The sequence below is a fragment of the Proteus sp. FZP2095 genome (assembly GCF_023701425.1).
In the GTDB taxonomy this organism is placed as follows: Bacteria; Pseudomonadota; Gammaproteobacteria; order Enterobacterales; family Enterobacteriaceae; genus Proteus; species Proteus cibarius.
This window is the reverse complement of sequence record NZ_JAMQBJ010000008.1, coordinates 14,183-29,828: the sequence shown is the minus strand read 5'-3', so window position 1 is coordinate 29,828 and position 15,646 is coordinate 14,183. Positions and strand designations below refer to the sequence as shown.

16 protein-coding genes and 1 riboswitch are annotated in these 15,646 nt (G+C 39.1%); of the genes, 9 read left to right on the top strand and 7 right to left on the bottom strand.

Going from position 1 to position 15,646, the window contains the following annotated elements; genetic code table 11:
- Positions 1-406 precede the first annotated feature (406 nt).
- Complete coding sequence (gene purH / locus NBG71_RS18265) at positions 407-1,996, top strand: bifunctional phosphoribosylaminoimidazolecarboxamide formyltransferase/IMP cyclohydrolase (RefSeq protein ID WP_075673763.1); 1,590 nt, start codon at positions 407-409, stop codon at positions 1,994-1,996.
- A gap of 12 nt (positions 1,997-2,008) precedes the next feature.
- Complete coding sequence (gene purD, locus NBG71_RS18260) at positions 2,009-3,298, top strand: phosphoribosylamine--glycine ligase (RefSeq protein WP_075673762.1); 1,290 nt, start codon at positions 2,009-2,011, stop codon at positions 3,296-3,298.
- 24 nt (positions 3,299-3,322) lie between these two features.
- On the opposite strand, the gene NBG71_RS18255 is transcribed toward purD, so the two are convergent.
- The 6 genes from NBG71_RS18255 to nudC all read right to left on the bottom strand — a co-directional run bounded on the left by NBG71_RS18255 (position 3,323) and on the right by nudC (position 7,766).
- The gene (locus NBG71_RS18255) at positions 3,323-3,985 is read right to left on the bottom strand and encodes a DUF1481 domain-containing protein (protein ID WP_223672925.1); all 663 of its coding nucleotides are present in this window, start codon (positions 3,983-3,985) and stop codon (positions 3,323-3,325) included.
- 44 nt (positions 3,986-4,029) lie between these two features.
- Positions 4,030-4,302, bottom strand: a complete 273-nt coding sequence (gene hbs, locus NBG71_RS18250) for a non-specific DNA-binding protein Hbs (RefSeq protein WP_004246922.1) — start codon at positions 4,300-4,302, stop codon at positions 4,030-4,032.
- A 190-nt stretch (positions 4,303-4,492) separates the two neighbouring features.
- Positions 4,493-5,083 (bottom strand): YjaG family protein, encoded by a 591-nt coding sequence (locus tag NBG71_RS18245; RefSeq protein ID WP_075673760.1) that lies wholly within the window; start codon positions 5,081-5,083, stop codon positions 4,493-4,495.
- Between the two features lie 74 nt (positions 5,084-5,157).
- Positions 5,158-5,826, bottom strand: a complete 669-nt coding sequence (gene nfi, locus NBG71_RS18240; protein WP_156734270.1) for a deoxyribonuclease V — start codon at positions 5,824-5,826, stop codon at positions 5,158-5,160.
- The gene (gene hemE / locus NBG71_RS18235; protein WP_075673758.1) at positions 5,819-6,892 is read right to left on the bottom strand and encodes a uroporphyrinogen decarboxylase; all 1,074 of its coding nucleotides are present in this window, start codon (positions 6,890-6,892) and stop codon (positions 5,819-5,821) included. Before hemE ends, nfi begins: the two co-directional genes overlap by 8 nt.
- 88 nt (positions 6,893-6,980) lie before the next feature.
- Positions 6,981-7,766 (bottom strand): NAD(+) diphosphatase, encoded by a 786-nt coding sequence (nudC, locus tag NBG71_RS18230; RefSeq protein WP_075673764.1) that lies wholly within the window; start codon positions 7,764-7,766, stop codon positions 6,981-6,983.
- Between the two features lie 145 nt (positions 7,767-7,911).
- Here nudC and NBG71_RS18225 point away from each other — a divergent pair, with 145 nt between their 5' ends.
- The 7 genes from NBG71_RS18225 to thiH all read left to right on the top strand — a co-directional run bounded on the left by NBG71_RS18225 (position 7,912) and on the right by thiH (position 14,323).
- A complete protein-coding gene (locus NBG71_RS18225) occupies positions 7,912-8,592 on the top strand; it encodes an HAD family hydrolase (protein WP_250917071.1) in 681 nt (226 codons plus the stop codon).
- 44 nt (positions 8,593-8,636) lie between these two features.
- Positions 8,637-8,759, top strand: a riboswitch (TPP riboswitch).
- A 141-nt stretch (positions 8,760-8,900) separates the two neighbouring features.
- Positions 8,901-10,853: a phosphomethylpyrimidine synthase ThiC gene (thiC, locus tag NBG71_RS18220; protein WP_250917070.1), complete on the top strand. Its 1,953-nt coding sequence runs from the start codon at positions 8,901-8,903 to the stop codon at positions 10,851-10,853.
- Complete coding sequence (thiE, locus tag NBG71_RS18215; RefSeq protein WP_250917069.1) at positions 10,837-11,484, top strand: thiamine phosphate synthase; 648 nt, start codon at positions 10,837-10,839, stop codon at positions 11,482-11,484. The genes thiC and thiE overlap by 17 nt, the downstream gene beginning before the upstream one ends.
- Positions 11,478-12,227, top strand: a complete 750-nt coding sequence (locus tag NBG71_RS18210) for a HesA/MoeB/ThiF family protein (RefSeq protein ID WP_075673754.1) — start codon at positions 11,478-11,480, stop codon at positions 12,225-12,227. Before thiE ends, NBG71_RS18210 begins: the two co-directional genes overlap by 7 nt.
- Entirely contained in the window at positions 12,224-12,424 is a 201-nt protein-coding gene (thiS, locus tag NBG71_RS18205; protein ID WP_006534717.1) for a sulfur carrier protein ThiS, read from the top strand. Before NBG71_RS18210 ends, thiS begins: the two co-directional genes overlap by 4 nt.
- A gap of 1 nt (position 12,425) precedes the next feature.
- A complete protein-coding gene (locus tag NBG71_RS18200) occupies positions 12,426-13,205 on the top strand; it encodes a thiazole synthase (protein WP_075673753.1) in 780 nt (259 codons plus the stop codon).
- Complete coding sequence (gene thiH / locus NBG71_RS18195) at positions 13,205-14,323, top strand: 2-iminoacetate synthase ThiH (RefSeq protein WP_075673752.1); 1,119 nt, start codon at positions 13,205-13,207, stop codon at positions 14,321-14,323. The genes NBG71_RS18200 and thiH overlap by 1 nt, the downstream gene beginning before the upstream one ends.
- Before the next feature lie 188 nt (positions 14,324-14,511).
- On the opposite strand, the gene NBG71_RS18190 is transcribed toward thiH, so the two are convergent.
- Positions 14,512-15,549, bottom strand: coding sequence for an Rpn family recombination-promoting nuclease/putative transposase (locus NBG71_RS18190; protein ID WP_196564024.1), 1,038 nt, complete (start codon positions 15,547-15,549; stop codon positions 14,512-14,514).
- Positions 15,550-15,646: the final 97 nt, after the last annotated feature.

The window sequence follows — 15,646 nt, the reverse complement described above, 5'->3', positions numbered from 1 at the left end:
ATCTTCCTCATTCAGTGTCAAGCGTTTATTTACAAGGCTTTCCACTTTTTTTTTCTTCGTTCTCTCGGCTAACTCACTTAGCGTGGTTTGCCGTGACAACGAGGACGCATTATAGGGAGTTTTCTGAGGCTGGCAATAGTTTTTTTAAGAAAAAAAATCGTTTGCTTAATTCCACAGCAAAACACCCACTTATACGCACTTATCAACAATTTTATCCACAGAGCACCTTTTTATATAAAATTAGCATGTCAAACGCAATCGTTTGCGTTATCATGACGGTCGATTAAGTAAGATTGATTTTGTGTCCATCTTCTGAAATGTTAGTTAAGCAAACACAATCTCACTGTATTAATGTGATTTAACTTCACCATTACTACCGTTATACCAACCCCAAGGGATAAAACTCATGCAACATCTTCGTCCTATCCGCCGTGCACTTTTAAGTGTGTCTGATAAAGCAGGTATTTTAGAATTTGCTAAAGCACTTGTTGAAAGAAAAGTAGAACTCTTATCTACAGGTGGAACCGCACGTCTATTAGCAGAAGCTGGCTTACCGGTTATTGAAGTCTCCGACTACACAGGCTTTCCAGAAATGATGGATGGCAGAGTGAAAACACTGCATCCTAAAGTACATGGTGGGATCCTAGGTCGTCGTGGACAAGATGATGCAATTATGGAAGAACATGAAATTCGTCCTATCGATATGGTCGTCGTAAATCTTTATCCTTTTGCTAAAACAGTAGCTCATCCAGATTGTTCATTAGCAGATGCTGTGGAGAATATCGATATTGGTGGACCAACAATGGTTCGCTCCGCGGCAAAAAATCATAAAGACGTTACGATTGTAGTAAATAGTAATGACTATGAAAGAGTGATTGAAGAAATGGATAATCACGAAAATAGCCTTACTTTAGATACACGCTTTGATTTGGCGATTAAAGCCTTTGAACACACAGCTGCTTATGACGGAATGATTGCTAACTACTTCGGCCAGAAGGTTGCACCTTATTATGGTGATACTTCACAACCATCAGGTACTTTCCCTCGTACCTTAAATCTGAACTATATAAAGAAACAAGATATGCGTTATGGTGAAAATGCTCACCAGCAAGCAGCTTTCTATATAGAAGAGAATATAGAAGAAGCATCTATTGCCACTGCAAACCAATTACAAGGCAAAGCACTTTCTTATAACAATATTGCTGATACTGATGCAGCATTAGAATGTGTGAAATCATTTTCCGAGCCGGCATGTGTTATTGTGAAACATGCAAACCCTTGCGGTGTTGCAATTGCGAACACGCTCGCACAAGCATATGACAATGCATTTAAAACCGATCCAACCTCTGCATTTGGTGGCATTATCGCATTCAATCGCCCATTAGATGCAAAAACAGCAAGTGCCATCATCGAACGTCAGTTTGTTGAAGTGATCATTGCGCCTTCTATTAATAATGATGCATTACCAATTTTAGAAACTAAACCAAATGTTCGTGTATTAGCTTGTGGTCAATGGCAAGAAGCCAAACCAGCATTAGATTTCAAACGTGTTAATGGTGGGCTGTTAGTTCAAGATCGTGACTTAGGTATGGTAAAAGAAGAAAACTTAAGAGTGGTCACCCAACGTCAACCTAGTGAGCGTGAACTTAAAGATGCACTCTTCTGCTGGAAAGTCGCCAAATTCGTAAAATCAAATGCCATTGTTTACGCTAAAAACGATATGACAGTCGGTATTGGTGCAGGGCAAATGAGCCGTGTGTATTCTGCAAAAATCGCAGGTATTAAAGCTGCTGATGAAGGTTTAGAAGTTGCAGGTTGTGCAATGGCATCTGATGCATTTTTTCCATTTAGAGATGGTATTGATGCAGCAGCACTTGCCGGCGTGACTTGTGTTATTCAACCTGGTGGCTCAATTCGTGATGATGAAGTGATCGCAGCTGCAAATGAGCATAACATCGCAATGATTTTCACCAATATGCGTCACTTCCGTCATTAATAAGGTATTGATATGAAGATTTTGATTATTGGTAATGGCGGTCGTGAACACGCTTTAGCCTGGAAAGCGGTTCAGTCGCCGCTTACAACACACGTTTTTGTTGCCCCTGGTAATGCAGGCACTGCATTAGAAAGTGGTGTTGAGAATGTCGCTATCAGTGCAACAGATATTCCTGCATTAGTCGCATTTGCTCTCAAAAATAAAATTGATTTGACTATCGTGGGCCCTGAAGCACCTCTGGTTATTGGTGTTGTAGATGCATTTAAAGAAGCGGGATTGACCATCTTTGGCCCAACAAAAGGAGCCGCGCAGTTAGAAGGCTCTAAAGCCTTCACAAAAGATTTTTTGGCTCGTCATAAAATTCCAACTGCGGATTATCAAAATTTCACAGAAATAGCACCTGCACTTGAGTACCTTAATAAAGTAGGCGCACCAATTGTTATCAAAGCAGATGGTTTAGCCGCAGGTAAAGGCGTTATTGTTGCTATGACACAAGCTGAGGCTGAAGCCGCAATTAAAGATATGCTGGCTGGCAATGTTTTTGGTGATGCAGGTCATCGTATTGTTATCGAAGAATTTCTTGATGGCGAAGAAGCTAGCTTTATTGTGATGGTTGATGGTGAACACGTTATTCCAATGGCAACAAGCCAAGATCATAAACGTGTTGGTGATGGAGATACTGGACCTAATACAGGGGGAATGGGAGCATATTCACCAGCACCTGTAGTTACACCAGAAATCCACCAGCAAGTAATGGAAAAAATCATTTATCCAACAGTAAAAGGAATGGCTTCTGAAGGCTATCGTTACCAAGGTTTCCTTTATGCAGGACTGATGATTGATAAACAAGGCATTGCTAAGGTTATTGAGTTTAACTGTCGTTTTGGTGATCCAGAAACTCAACCTATTATGATGCGTATGCAATCTGATTTAGTTGAGCTGTGTTTAGCTGGAGCAAAAGGTAACTTAAAAGATAAAGATTCTCTTTGGGATCCTCGTCCAGCTTTAGGAATTGTGATTGCAGCTGGCGGCTACCCTGCAGATTATCGTCAAGGTGATGTTATCAAAGGCTTAACACCAACATCATCAACAACAGCAAAAGTATTTCAAGCAGGAACAACACTCAATGACAAAGGCGACGTTATCACTGCTGGCGGGCGAGTATTATGTGCGACTGCATTAGGTGATGATATCGAGCAGGCTCAACAAAATGCTTATGCCTTAGCGAAAGATATTCATTGGAATGGTAGTTTTTATCGCCATGATATCGGCTATCGAGCGATTGCGCGCTTAAAGAAATAAATTACCAACAACAAAAGGGAGTGATCACAAGCTCTCTTTTGTTGGTTCCCATTTACAAAAATCGTGTTCTGCAACCATAAGTAATTGCTTACCTTCTGGTGAATCAAGCCAAGCAACATAAGAAGGCTTACTTGAATTACGTGTTCTTGTTTTTAACCAACGTTGTTCTGGACCTTCAAATGAAACACTCACCTTCTCACCAGCACATGTTGTCATCGTATTTTGATACCAAATACCCTGTACTAAATTTACTTTCCCAATAGTAAGCGCTTCACTAATTTCACGCTCTTTACTTGCAGCAAATACCATTCTTAAACGCTCATCTTCTGTCAATGCTCGTTTTTGCTTCTGGCTTTCTTGTTGCATGAAAATAACTTCTCCTCGTTTATTTAAACGAAGATGCCAAGAGGAGGGATCATTTGGATTGATAACTTCAGAGCGAACTTGCCAAAGCTTATTTTGACGATACTCATAGAATGTGATGACAGTTTCTGGCTTTTTATAAAAGCTATAAACACTCATGATCACTTGAGGCTCTGACGCTGTATTATTTAAACGCCATAGCCGGACAACACCTTCATCTGCAATATAACCTGTTGCAGAAAACTCAGGTAGTTGCACAGTAGAGGAGCAGGCGCTGAGCAAAAAAGCAGATCCTATTGCTAACAGCCCCTGTCGTTTCAACAAAAGGGGAGTAAATCCCCCTCTATTGTTCATTCCGTTCAAAGGAATTATTTTACTGCGTCTTTCAGTGCTTTACCGGCAGTAAATGCAGGAACGTTAGCTGCTGCAATTTTAATTTCTTTACCAGTTTGAGGGTTACGACCAGTACGCTCTGCACGGTGATTCACCTTGAATGTACCGAAACCAACTAACTGTACAGAATCGCCTTCTTTCAGAGCACCTGTTACTGAATCGATAAACGCTTCAATAGCAGCTTTTGCTTGAGTTTTTGTCAGATCCGCTTTTTCAGCAACTGATTCGGTTAATTCAGCTTTGTTCATAAAATAGTCCTTAAAGTATGTTTTATCGTTTGAAAAACATCTGGTGAAAAAACTTAACTTATCTTTTTAAGAGGATAAATTAAGTAAAACACCTGAGCCACTTCTTTTCGTACCCAATGTAGAACATACACGGGGGTGATGTGAAGTCTTTAAACGTCGCTTTTCAAGCACTAAATCACGTTTTTCTGATTTAGTGCGTTAATTCTATACCGATATTGCTCATTCCAGCTTCACGAAGGTCTGCACGTAGACCCTTGATCAGTTCGATATCTCTTTCTTCACATTCTACAAGTAGACGGTAAATTTCCCATTGGATATCGAACTCTTCAATAACAGCAGGTAGAGATCGAAGCTCTTCTTCGCTCATTTCTCTTTCTGCCTGTGTCATTTCAAGTGAAGCAACTGTCCCTACTGATAATTTGCTCACTTCAATAGCGTGACTTAATGATTCACCGCTTAAACGAGAGTGAACAATTTCACTAAGTGCAACACAGGCGTCAATCGCAGGATAGACACCATAAATCTCGAACTGAGATGCATCAGGAATAGCTTCTTCTAATTTCTCTAATTGAGAATCAAAATTAACCTTTGCATCTTTCACCGTTAAAGTTTCCCAAACCAGATCGAGAATACGGCGATAAAGCATTGGATCGGTAAATCCTGTTTCTCGACAAAATACCTGATAGTTTGGGTACATTCTCTCACACAGGCATGCCATAAACGTCAGGTGTTGCCAAGCTTCTAGCTTTTCTAAACGTAAATGGATTGGGTTCTTCAACATTCGTGATTACTCATTTTCTTAACTTAGGCGCAGTTTACCTGAAAATTAAAAATATCCACATATTTCCCGGTCATTTAGAGCTTATTCTTATTCAACTGCTCAAATAATCGCCTATTTGAAGCAATACCATCAGCCCAACGCGTAGGTTCTGGCAATCGATAGCCTTTCATACACAACTCAACCCACTGCAAAGCGCCATTCATACTCACTTTATGACCCGGAGAAATATACAGGGGTTTACATTTTTTCTTACTACGATAAATCCACCCTATTTGCTCATTCTTATCCATTAACGGTTCATGACTTCCCATCTCTTCATTGACTGTTTTATCAATGCCACATAAACGACTTTTTGCCACGCCAATAGTAGGCGTATCCACTAATAAACCAAAATGGCTTGCGACACCAAGCCTTCTAGGATGAGCAATACCTTGTCCATCGACAAAAATAAGAGAAGGCTTTTGTTTGATTAGTTGCCAAGCAGTCAGTAATGCAGGGCACTCTCTAAACGAAAGTAAACCAGGAATATAAGGAAGAGTTGTAGGTATTCGTGCAATTTGATATTCAAGAATTTCAAAAGAAGGGTAATGCATTATCACGATGGCGGCGCGAGTAACTGCGCCACCTTCTTCAAAACCAACATCAGCACCTGCTATGTAAGTTGGTGCTGTAAATTGGTCCGTTAAAATAATCTGTTGAGCTTTTTCTGTCTGCTCCTGACGCAATTGCTGGGTATTAATCATTATCCTGATGATAAGGCTTCGATAAACGGTGAACCGCATCAATAAATGCACCAGCATGTTCTGGTGGAACATCTTGATGAATACCGTGCCCAAGATTAAAGACATGACCGTTACCTTTACCAAATCCAGCAAGAATAGTTTCGACTTCTTGCTCTATTCTGGCAGGCGGTGCATACAGCATAGAAGGATCCATATTGCCTTGTAGCGCAACTTTATCCCCTACTCGACGACGTGCATCTTCAATATCAATCGTCCAATCAAGCCCTAATGCATCGCAACCTGTCGCAGCCATCGCTTCTAGCCAACGGCCGCCACCTTTGGTAAATAAGGTTACAGGAACTTTTCTTCCATCATATTCACGGATAAGACCATCAACAATCTTATGCATATAGTGTAATGAAAAGAGTTGGTAATCACGGCCAGTTAACACACCACCCCATGTATCAAAAATCATGATGGATTGTGCACCCGCTTTAATTTGAGCATTCAGATACAGAATAACGCTATCTGCCAGTTTATCCAGTAATAGATGTAATGCTTGTGGCTCTGCGTACATCATTTTTTTAATTTTTGTGAAGGCCTTACTACTTCCACCTTCAACCATATAGGTTGCCAGCGTCCAAGGACTTCCCGAAAAACCAATTAATGGCACACTACCTTGCAATGCATGACGAATGGCACGTACTGCATTCATCACATATCCCAGTTCATCTTCAGGATCAGGAATAGGTAGCTTTTTAATATCATCAAGACTATTTATTGGTGATTTAAAACGAGGGCCTTCACCTGTTTCAAAGTAAAGACCCAATCCCATTGCATCTGGAATAGTTAAAATATCAGAAAATAAAATAGCAGCATCTAAAGGAAAGCGTCTTAAAGGCTGTAATGTCACTTCACAAGCCAATTCTGTGTTCTTGCACAATGAGATGAAATCTCCCGCCTGTGCCCGTGTTTCCTTATATTCAGGAAGATATCTGCCTGCCTGACGCATCATCCAAACTGGGGTGACATCAACAGGTTGGCGCAACAGCGCACGTAAATAGCGGTCGTTTTTCAACTCACTCATGACTAACTCCATTAACAGTAATAGGGCCGCAAAATAGCAGGCATTGTAACATGCTGGAAAAATAACTGTTGGCAGACAGCGCCTTTATTTAGCTCTTTTCTTTATCTTGTCTAATATTCGCTATCGTATCTTCTATCAAACGTCTAGCAATCGTATCTGGTGGCGGGATCTGTGGTAGTTGATCGTAACGATACCAACCTGCACTCGTTAATTCAGAAGGATCGTGGCGTAGTTCACCACCATCATAGTCAGCTAAAAAGCCCATCATTAAGGAGTGAGGAAATGGCCAGGGCTGAGAGGATACATAGCGAATATTGCGAATACGAATATTACTCTCTTCAAACACTTCACGGGCTACGGCTTCTTCTAAAGTTTCACCCACCTCAACAAAACCAGCAAGTACAGTATAAAGAGGTGAATGTTTATGCCTAACATGATGTGCTAATAAGATTTTATCTTCATGGCGAATACCCACAATAATGCAAGGGGCAATTTGTGGGTAATAGCGTTCATGGCAATTATCACATAAACACGCCCATTCACTCTCACTATGACGCATTTTGGAACCACAGTAACCACAAAAACGGTGAGAACGATAAAACTCAGCCAGTTGAACGCCACGACCAACTAATTTAAATAAGTTTTCATCCTGTGAAGCGATAAGCCTTGGTGAACACATATCGTTATCCATTTTTCCATGAATAAGCCAAACTGTTTCACCTTGCCATTCACCAACAATTTTGGCGTGCTGACCTATGAGATCCCAATCTTTAGCTAAGCCAAACGGAAGTTCGCCTTTAGGTAACCATACTCGTCCACCAAGGCTGACCGTCCACCAGCCCTTTTCTGACCCTGTTAATGTATATAAATGCATAACGACCATTCTATCCAAAATAATGATATAGAATAGAGGATACTCTTTTTAGCAAGAACCACTCAATGAATTATAACTATCTTCTATAATTCATTAGTATTCCTAAACATAAATATAAATTTTATTAATAGTAAGAACCGTTAGAATGACAGATAAAATAAAAAATAAAATTGCTATTTTTGATCTAGATGAAACACTTTTAGCAGGAGATTCTAGTCGCTTGTGGACAAACTATTTGTGGGATAAAAAAATAGTCACAGATCCTCATTTTTTAAAACTAGATGAACAAATGATCGCAGACTATTATGCTGAAAAGCTGAATATAAACCAATATCTTTTTCAACATCTAGCATATTTTAAACATTATGATATAGATATGATAAATCATTGGGTTAATGACTTCACTGAAACAAGAATTAAGCCTCTACTTTACCCACAAGGAATATCAATAATTACACAATATCGACAGCAAAATATTCCCGTTATAATTATCTCAGCAACAATGTCCTTTCTAGTTTATGCTATTGCAAAGCAACTCAATGCAGACGTTTCAATGGGTATTGATATGCAAATTAAGGACAATCATTACACTGGATTTATTGAAGGTATTCCTACATTTCGAGAAGGAAAAGTTGAGCGTTTAAATCAATGGAAAGAAGCTAAAAACATTAATTATACTTACATTTATTTCTATACTGATTCATCTAATGATCTCCCATTATGTTACCAAGCAGACCATGTTATCGCGGTTAATGCAGATAAAAAATTAACTCAAGTTTCAGATGAAAAAGCATGGGAACAACAACATTGGGATTTAAACAAATAACCCATGTCGGACTTGTAGTTTTTAAAATCTTTCATATACTGGATGTCTTCTTGTCGGAGTGCCTAGTGTTTATAAGGCTATTATAAACACAGGCTGAGACCGTTAATTCGGGATCCGCGGAACCTGATCGGGTTAATACCCGCGAAGGGAACAAGAGTGATTCGACCTTTTGATAGCTTCATTGCGTATATTTTTTACACACCTATATACACCTATCTGTCGATACTCCCTGCGACCTCCAGACAAGCATTTTTCTCAATATTCACCCGACAGGCAATTAGCCTGCATGATATTTATTAGGAAATGCTATGTCCCAAAATCAAACTATATCTGTTAAAGATATTTCACCAACAAACAACAAACAACGTCCACGAAAAGAGCAACGTGATGCAGCTCAAGCGTTTATCAGCACTATTCAAGGTGTCAGTTTCCCAAATTCAAACCGCATTTACCTCGAAGGAACACGTACTGATATTCAAGTACCAATGCGTGAGATCCAACTTGATAAAACACTAGTAGGAGGATCAAAAGATTCCCCTGTTTTTGAAGATAATGAACCTGTACCGGTGTATGACACATCAGGCCCTTATGGTGATCCCGCTTCTCAACTCGACGTTAATCTTGGATTAAAAAAAATACGCCAACCATGGATTGATGAGCGCAATGATACTGAAGTGCTTTCTCTTTTAAGTTCCGATTTCACCCAACAGCGCCTTTCTGATGCTGGGTTAGAACATTTACGTTTTCCCTTAAAACCAAGCCCTAAAAAAGCGCTAAATGGTAAAAGTGTGACGCAATTGCATTATGCTCGCCAAGGTATTATTACGCCTGAAATGGAGTTTATTGCTATTCGTGAGAACATGGGTCGAGAGAGAATTCGTAGCGAAGTTTTACGCCAACAGCATGCAGGATTCAGCTTTGGTGCGCATCTCCCTGATAATATTACTCCTGAATTTGTACGCCAAGAAGTTGCTGCGGGCCGAGCGATAATTCCTGCCAATATCAATCACCCTGAATCAGAGCCAATGATTATTGGACGTAATTTCTTAGTAAAAGTGAATGCCAATATCGGAAATTCCTCTGTTACTTCCTCCATTGAAGAAGAAGTGGAAAAGCTGATTTGGTCTACACGTTGGGGAGCAGATACTGTAATGGATCTCTCAACAGGCCGTTATATTCATGAAACGCGTGAGTGGATCATTCGTAACAGCCCAGTTCCTATCGGCACAGTTCCAATTTATCAAGCACTCGAGAAAGTTAACGGTATTGCTGAAGATCTCACTTGGGAAATGTTCCGAGATACCTTGCTTGAACAAGCAGAGCAAGGCGTTGATTACTTTACTATTCATGCAGGCGTGTTGTTACGTTATGTACCTATGACGGCAAAACGCCTAACAGGTATTGTATCTCGCGGCGGTTCGATAATGGCAAAATGGTGTTTATCGCATCATAAGGAGAATTTCCTCTACGAACATTTCCGTGAAATCTGTGAAATTTGCACAGCTTATGATGTTTCCCTTTCTCTAGGCGATGGATTAAGACCGGGTTCAATTCAAGATGCAAATGATGAAGCACAATTTTCTGAATTACATACCTTAGGTGAACTGACAAAAATTGCATGGGAATATGACGTTCAAGTCATGATAGAAGGCCCAGGCCATGTCCCAATGCAGATGATCCGTCGCAATATGACAGAAGAATTAGAGCATTGTCATGAAGCACCATTTTATACATTAGGCCCTCTTACTACAGACATTGCACCAGGTTACGATCACTTCACATCAGGTATTGGTGCAGCAATGATTGGCTGGTTTGGTTGTGCAATGCTCTGTTATGTTACCCCTAAAGAGCATCTAGGTTTACCTAACAAAGAAGATGTAAAGCAAGGCCTTATTACTTATAAAATTGCGGCTCATGCTGCCGATTTAGCCAAAGGACATCCCGGTGCTCAAATTCGTGATAATGCAATGTCAAAAGCTCGCTTTGAGTTTAGATGGGAAGATCAATTTAATTTAGCGCTTGATCCTGAAACCGCACGTCAATATCACGATGAAACCTTGCCTCAAGCATCAGGAAAAGTCGCTCATTTCTGCTCAATGTGTGGCCCTAAATTCTGCTCAATGAAAATAACACAAGAAGTACGTGATTATGCAGCGGGTATGGAGCAAATGTCTCAAGCTTTTAAAGAGCATGGAAGTGAGTTATACCACAGTGCAGAAATCGCCAGTGTTGAGGTGACTGAAAATGAACAGCTCCTCTAACACCCCTTTCGCATCAACAGAAAAAAAGCTTGGGCTTTATCCTGTTGTTGATTCTATTGAATGGATCGAACGCCTGTTAAAAACAGGCGTTACCACCCTACAATTACGCATAAAAGATAAACAACCCAACGATGTTGAACAAGAGATCGTTGAAGCAATAAAATTAGGTAAACAGTATCACGCAAGACTGTTTATTAATGACTATTGGCAACTTGCTATTAAACATCACGCCTACGGTGTTCATCTTGGCCAAGAAGATCTCGATATTGCGGATCTTGATGCCATAAAAAAAGCAGGGTTACGCCTTGGTATTTCTACTCATGATGAAACGGAATTGCAAAGAGCGAAAGCATTGCGTCCATCTTACATCGCATTAGGACATATCTTTCCAACGACAACTAAAGATATGCCATCCAAACCTCAAGGTTTGAAGGCGCTCAAACATCAAGTAGAGCAGACACCTAATTTTCCAACTGTTGCTATTGGTGGGATCTCGTTAGAGAGAGTACCTGATGTTGTTGCAACTGGTGTCGGTAGTGTTGCCTTAGTCAGTGCAATAACAAAAGCGCCAGATTGGCAACAAGTAACTCGTAAATTATTAGAATTAGTGGAGGGAAAGCCATCATGCTAAATGATAATGATTTTATGCGTTATAGCCGACAAGTGATGTTAGAAGATATCGGCTTAGAGGGGCAAAATAAACTTCAACAAGCAAGAGTACTGATTGTTGGACTTGGTGGATTAGGCTCTCCTGCATCACTTTATCTTGCTGGTGCAGGTATTGGGAAACTTATTTTAGTTGATGATGATGAGTTGCATGTTTCTAATCTACAACGTCAAATTCTTTATCGGACTCAAGATATTCCTAATGCAAAATCAGAGATCGCAAAGCAGTCTCTGCTCGCATTAAATCCAGAGATAAAAATCACCTCTTATAAACAACGTATTGATAGTGACTCATTATCTAAATTAGTTAAAGAGGCTGATTTAGTCTTAGATTGCACAGATAACATGCTCACACGCCAAGCGATTAACCGTGCTTGTGTCGCGCAGCAAACTCCGTTTATCAGTGGCAGTGCCGTAGGGTTTAGTGGCCAACTTATGGTGTTTGAACCTCCTTTTACTCATGGCTGCTATCATTGCCTCTATCCAGATCAGACCGAGCCACAACGCAATTGTAGAACAGCCGGAATTTTAGGTCCTGTTGTGGGTGTGATTGGCACACTTCAGGCACTTGAGGCAATTAAATTGCTCTCTGGCTTACCCTGTACTCTAAGTGGAAAACTTCGCCTTTTCGATGGTAGAAAACAAAATTGGAGTACTTTGCGTTTAACACCATCAAAAACATGTCCTGTTTGTCAGGGGGTAGCATGAACATTACCGTAAATGACGAACAATATTCTCTGGATATGCCTGTCACTATCTGTCAGCTCCTTATTCAGTTAGAGCAACCACCCATTGGTGTAGCGCTTGCTATCAATGAAACTATTGTTCCCCGTGAAAACTGGGAAACACATTTTATTAATGATGGCGATACTATTCTTCTCTTCCAAGCTATTGCAGGGGGCTGATATGTTAAAAATTGCTGATACAACATTCACATCGAGACTATTTACAGGCACAGGGAAATTTGCAACACCAACACTAATGACAGAAGCCATTAAAGCTTCGGGTAGCCAATTAGTTACGATGGCAATGAAGCGTGTGGATTTAAAAAATGGTAATGATGATTTAATCGCACCACTTAAATCATTAGGGGTAAAATTACTACCTAATACATCCGGTGCGAAAACAGCACAAGAAGCTGTTTTTGCGGCTCGTTTAGCCAAAGAAGCTTTTGGCACTCATTGGGTAAAATTAGAAATTCATCCTGATACCAAATATTTATTACCCGACCCTATTGAAACACTTAAAGCCGCTGAAATCCTCGTTAAAGAAGGTTTTGTTGTTTTACCTTATTGTAGTGCTGACCCTGTTTTGTGTCGTCGCTTAGAAGAAGTTGGCTGTGCAGCCGTAATGCCTTTAGGTTCTCCTATTGGTTCAAATCAAGGTTTACAGACTCGTGATTTTCTACGGATTATTATTGAACAAGCCTCAATACCTGTTGTTGTTGATGCAGGGATTGGTGCGCCAAGCCACGCACTTGAAGCTTTAGAGTTAGGTGCAGATGCCGTCTTAGTGAATACCGCAATTGCTGTTGCTAAAAATCCTATTTTAATGGCACAAGCATTTAAAGCAGCGCTTGATGCAGGCGAACTTGCTCGACAATCAGGACTTGCCACCTCCGCTTCAGTGGTGAATATGCAAGCTCAAGCCTCTAGTCCATTAACCCAATACTTGGGGGCATTCTAATGGACACTTTTTCTGATTATTGGCAACAACTCGACTGGGATGACATTACTTTAAAGCTCAATAGTAAAACCAATGCGGATGTTGAAGCTGCATTAAATCGTCATACCCTTACACTCGATGATTTTATGGCGCTGATTTCGCCTGCGGGTCGACATTACTTAGAGCCTATGGCTCAACGTGCTCAGAAACTTACTCGACAACGTTTTGGTAATATTGTGGGATTATATGTTCCACTCTATCTTTCTAATTTATGTGCAAATGACTGTACTTATTGTGGCTTTTCAATGAGTAATGCCATTAAACGCAAAACATTAAATGAAAATGAGATCATTGCCGAATGTAATAGCATTAGACAATTAGGTTTTGATAGCTTGTTATTAGTGACTGGAGAACATCAAAGAAAAGTGGGTATGGATTATTTTCGCCAATATATCCCTCTTATTCGAGAAAATTTCAGTTCATTAATGATGGAAGTTCAACCTCTTGCAACAGAAGAGTATGCAGAATTAAAAACTCTGGGTATTGATGGTGTCATGGTTTATCAAGAAACCTATCATGAACCAACTTATCAACTTCATCATCTAAAAGGTAAAAAACAAGATTTCCATTGGCGACTACAAACACCAGATAGATTAGGGCAAGCAGGGATTGATAAAATTGGTTTAGGTGCATTGATTGGTCTTTCAAGTCAATGGCGTAGCGATTGTTATATGGTGGCAGAACATCTCTCGTTCTTACAAAAACGCTATTGGAAAAGTCGTTACTCTATCTCTTTTCCTCGTTTACGTCCTTGTGCTGGTGGGCTTAGCCCCGCATCAGTAATGAGTGAAGTGGAGTTAGTTCAGTTGATCTGTGCTTTTCGCATTTTAGCACCTGATGTTGAACTTTCACTTTCAACCCGTGAATCTCCATATTTTCGCGATAACACAGTGCCGTTAGCAATTAATAATATTAGTGCAGGATCTAAAACTCAGCCCGGTGGATATTCTGATAGCCATGAAGAATTAGAGCAATTTTCGCCTAATGATAATCGTCATGTAAATGATGTTATTAACGTATTAAAAGAGCGAGGATTACAACCAGTATGGAAAGATTGGGATAATTACTTGGGTCGTTAATTAAAATTCAAATAATATAAAACCGCCTTTAATTTATTTAATTAAAAATAATAAAGGCGGTTTTTATTAAATAATTTAATAAAAGTAACATGTAATAAATTTAAAACGATTAAAGAAAAATAAAATAGTATAAACAGTATATTAGAATACTTTTAATTTAACATTATATAAAACAGATGGTTTAATTATTATACTGTTAATTCTTCAATTTCTTGAATACTTAAACCGGATATTTTTTCGATAAATAAAAGATCAAAATTCTCTTTTAATAAGTTTTGAGCTAATTCCATTTGTACTATTTTTTTACCGATTTCAATGCCTTCTGTTTTGCCTAACTCAATGCCTTTAGCTTTTCCAATCTCAATACCTACATTCTTACCTAATTCAATACCTACATTTTTGCCCAGTTCGATCCCCTCATTTTTGCCTATTTCAAACCCTTCGCTTACACCTAAATTAAATCCTTTATTTTCTAATCTCCAAGCTATATTCATAATCACCTCTTTGTGGTTATCTACTTGTTCAACTATCTTATTTAAAATGAACTCAAAGTCTGATGCATCCATAATTGAGAATAAATATTCTACAACAGCAATTGTGTCTTCATCTCTGCAGTTTTTCTGATTTATTGCTTTTGATAAAAGTATTGCAATCTCATTAATATCATGACAACTATTAACATGCTTCATCGCAATTTCCATTACCGCCGCTTTTTTATGTGTCAGTAAAATATCATCATCAATTGAAGTCAAATCAATTAAAGAGAAACTATTAGAATAAAGTTTATTAGCAAGTGAATTAAGCGGAAAGCATGACATCCAATTAACAGGAAAAGGATAAGGTTTTTTCTCTCCATGATAAAACAGAATGGGAACAACGAGAGGTAAAGATTTATAACCTTGCTGTAAATGTTGATTCATAGCGTAAAACGCATAATTCATCATACGCCAAGCTATCATTTTATCTGGCTTAGATTGATGCTCTATCAGTAAATAAATAGAGATATCACCCTCTTTGGTTTTCACTAAATATAAAATATCAGACATACGAGAACGTAAGTTAATATCGATGAAAGCAGAATTTTGTAATTGCAACGTTGAAAAATCACAATGACTTTTTAAGTCCTCAGGTAAATGGACAAAGAAAAAGTCTTTCGCATTACTCACATTCATCATAAAACGTTTAAATGCAGAATCATAAGAAGATATGGATATAGATTTTTTCATAACTAGCTCCATGCTGAATTTGGATTGCTAGCTTACAGAAAAAAATAAATTTTTATCACTAAAAAATAATCATAATTATCTGAAAAATATAAGTTAT

Coding starts and splice junctions, on each gene's coding strand:
- thiH (WP_075673752.1), top strand. CDS start 13,205: ATGGACACTTTTTCTGATTATTGGCAACAACTCGACTGGGATGACATT.
- nudC (WP_075673764.1), bottom strand. CDS start 7,766: ATGCATTTATATACATTAACAGGGTCAGAAAAGGGCTGGTGGACGGTC.
- purH (WP_075673763.1), top strand. CDS start 407: ATGCAACATCTTCGTCCTATCCGCCGTGCACTTTTAAGTGTGTCTGAT.
- NBG71_RS18190 (WP_196564024.1), bottom strand. CDS start 15,549: ATGAAAAAATCTATATCCATATCTTCTTATGATTCTGCATTTAAACGT.
- NBG71_RS18245 (WP_075673760.1), bottom strand. CDS start 5,083: ATGTTGAAGAACCCAATCCATTTACGTTTAGAAAAGCTAGAAGCTTGG.
- hemE (WP_075673758.1), bottom strand. CDS start 6,892: ATGAGTGAGTTGAAAAACGACCGCTATTTACGTGCGCTGTTGCGCCAA.
- nfi (WP_156734270.1), bottom strand. CDS start 5,826: ATGATTAATACCCAGCAATTGCGTCAGGAGCAGACAGAAAAAGCTCAA.
- NBG71_RS18210 (WP_075673754.1), top strand. CDS start 11,478: ATGCTAAATGATAATGATTTTATGCGTTATAGCCGACAAGTGATGTTA.
- purD (WP_075673762.1), top strand. CDS start 2,009: ATGAAGATTTTGATTATTGGTAATGGCGGTCGTGAACACGCTTTAGCC.
- NBG71_RS18200 (WP_075673753.1), top strand. CDS start 12,426: ATGTTAAAAATTGCTGATACAACATTCACATCGAGACTATTTACAGGC.
- hbs (WP_004246922.1), bottom strand. CDS start 4,302: ATGAACAAAGCTGAATTAACCGAATCAGTTGCTGAAAAAGCGGATCTG.
- NBG71_RS18225 (WP_250917071.1), top strand. CDS start 7,912: ATGACAGATAAAATAAAAAATAAAATTGCTATTTTTGATCTAGATGAA.
- thiE (WP_250917069.1), top strand. CDS start 10,837: ATGAACAGCTCCTCTAACACCCCTTTCGCATCAACAGAAAAAAAGCTT.
- thiC (WP_250917070.1), top strand. CDS start 8,901: ATGTCCCAAAATCAAACTATATCTGTTAAAGATATTTCACCAACAAAC.
- thiS (WP_006534717.1), top strand. CDS start 12,224: ATGAACATTACCGTAAATGACGAACAATATTCTCTGGATATGCCTGTC.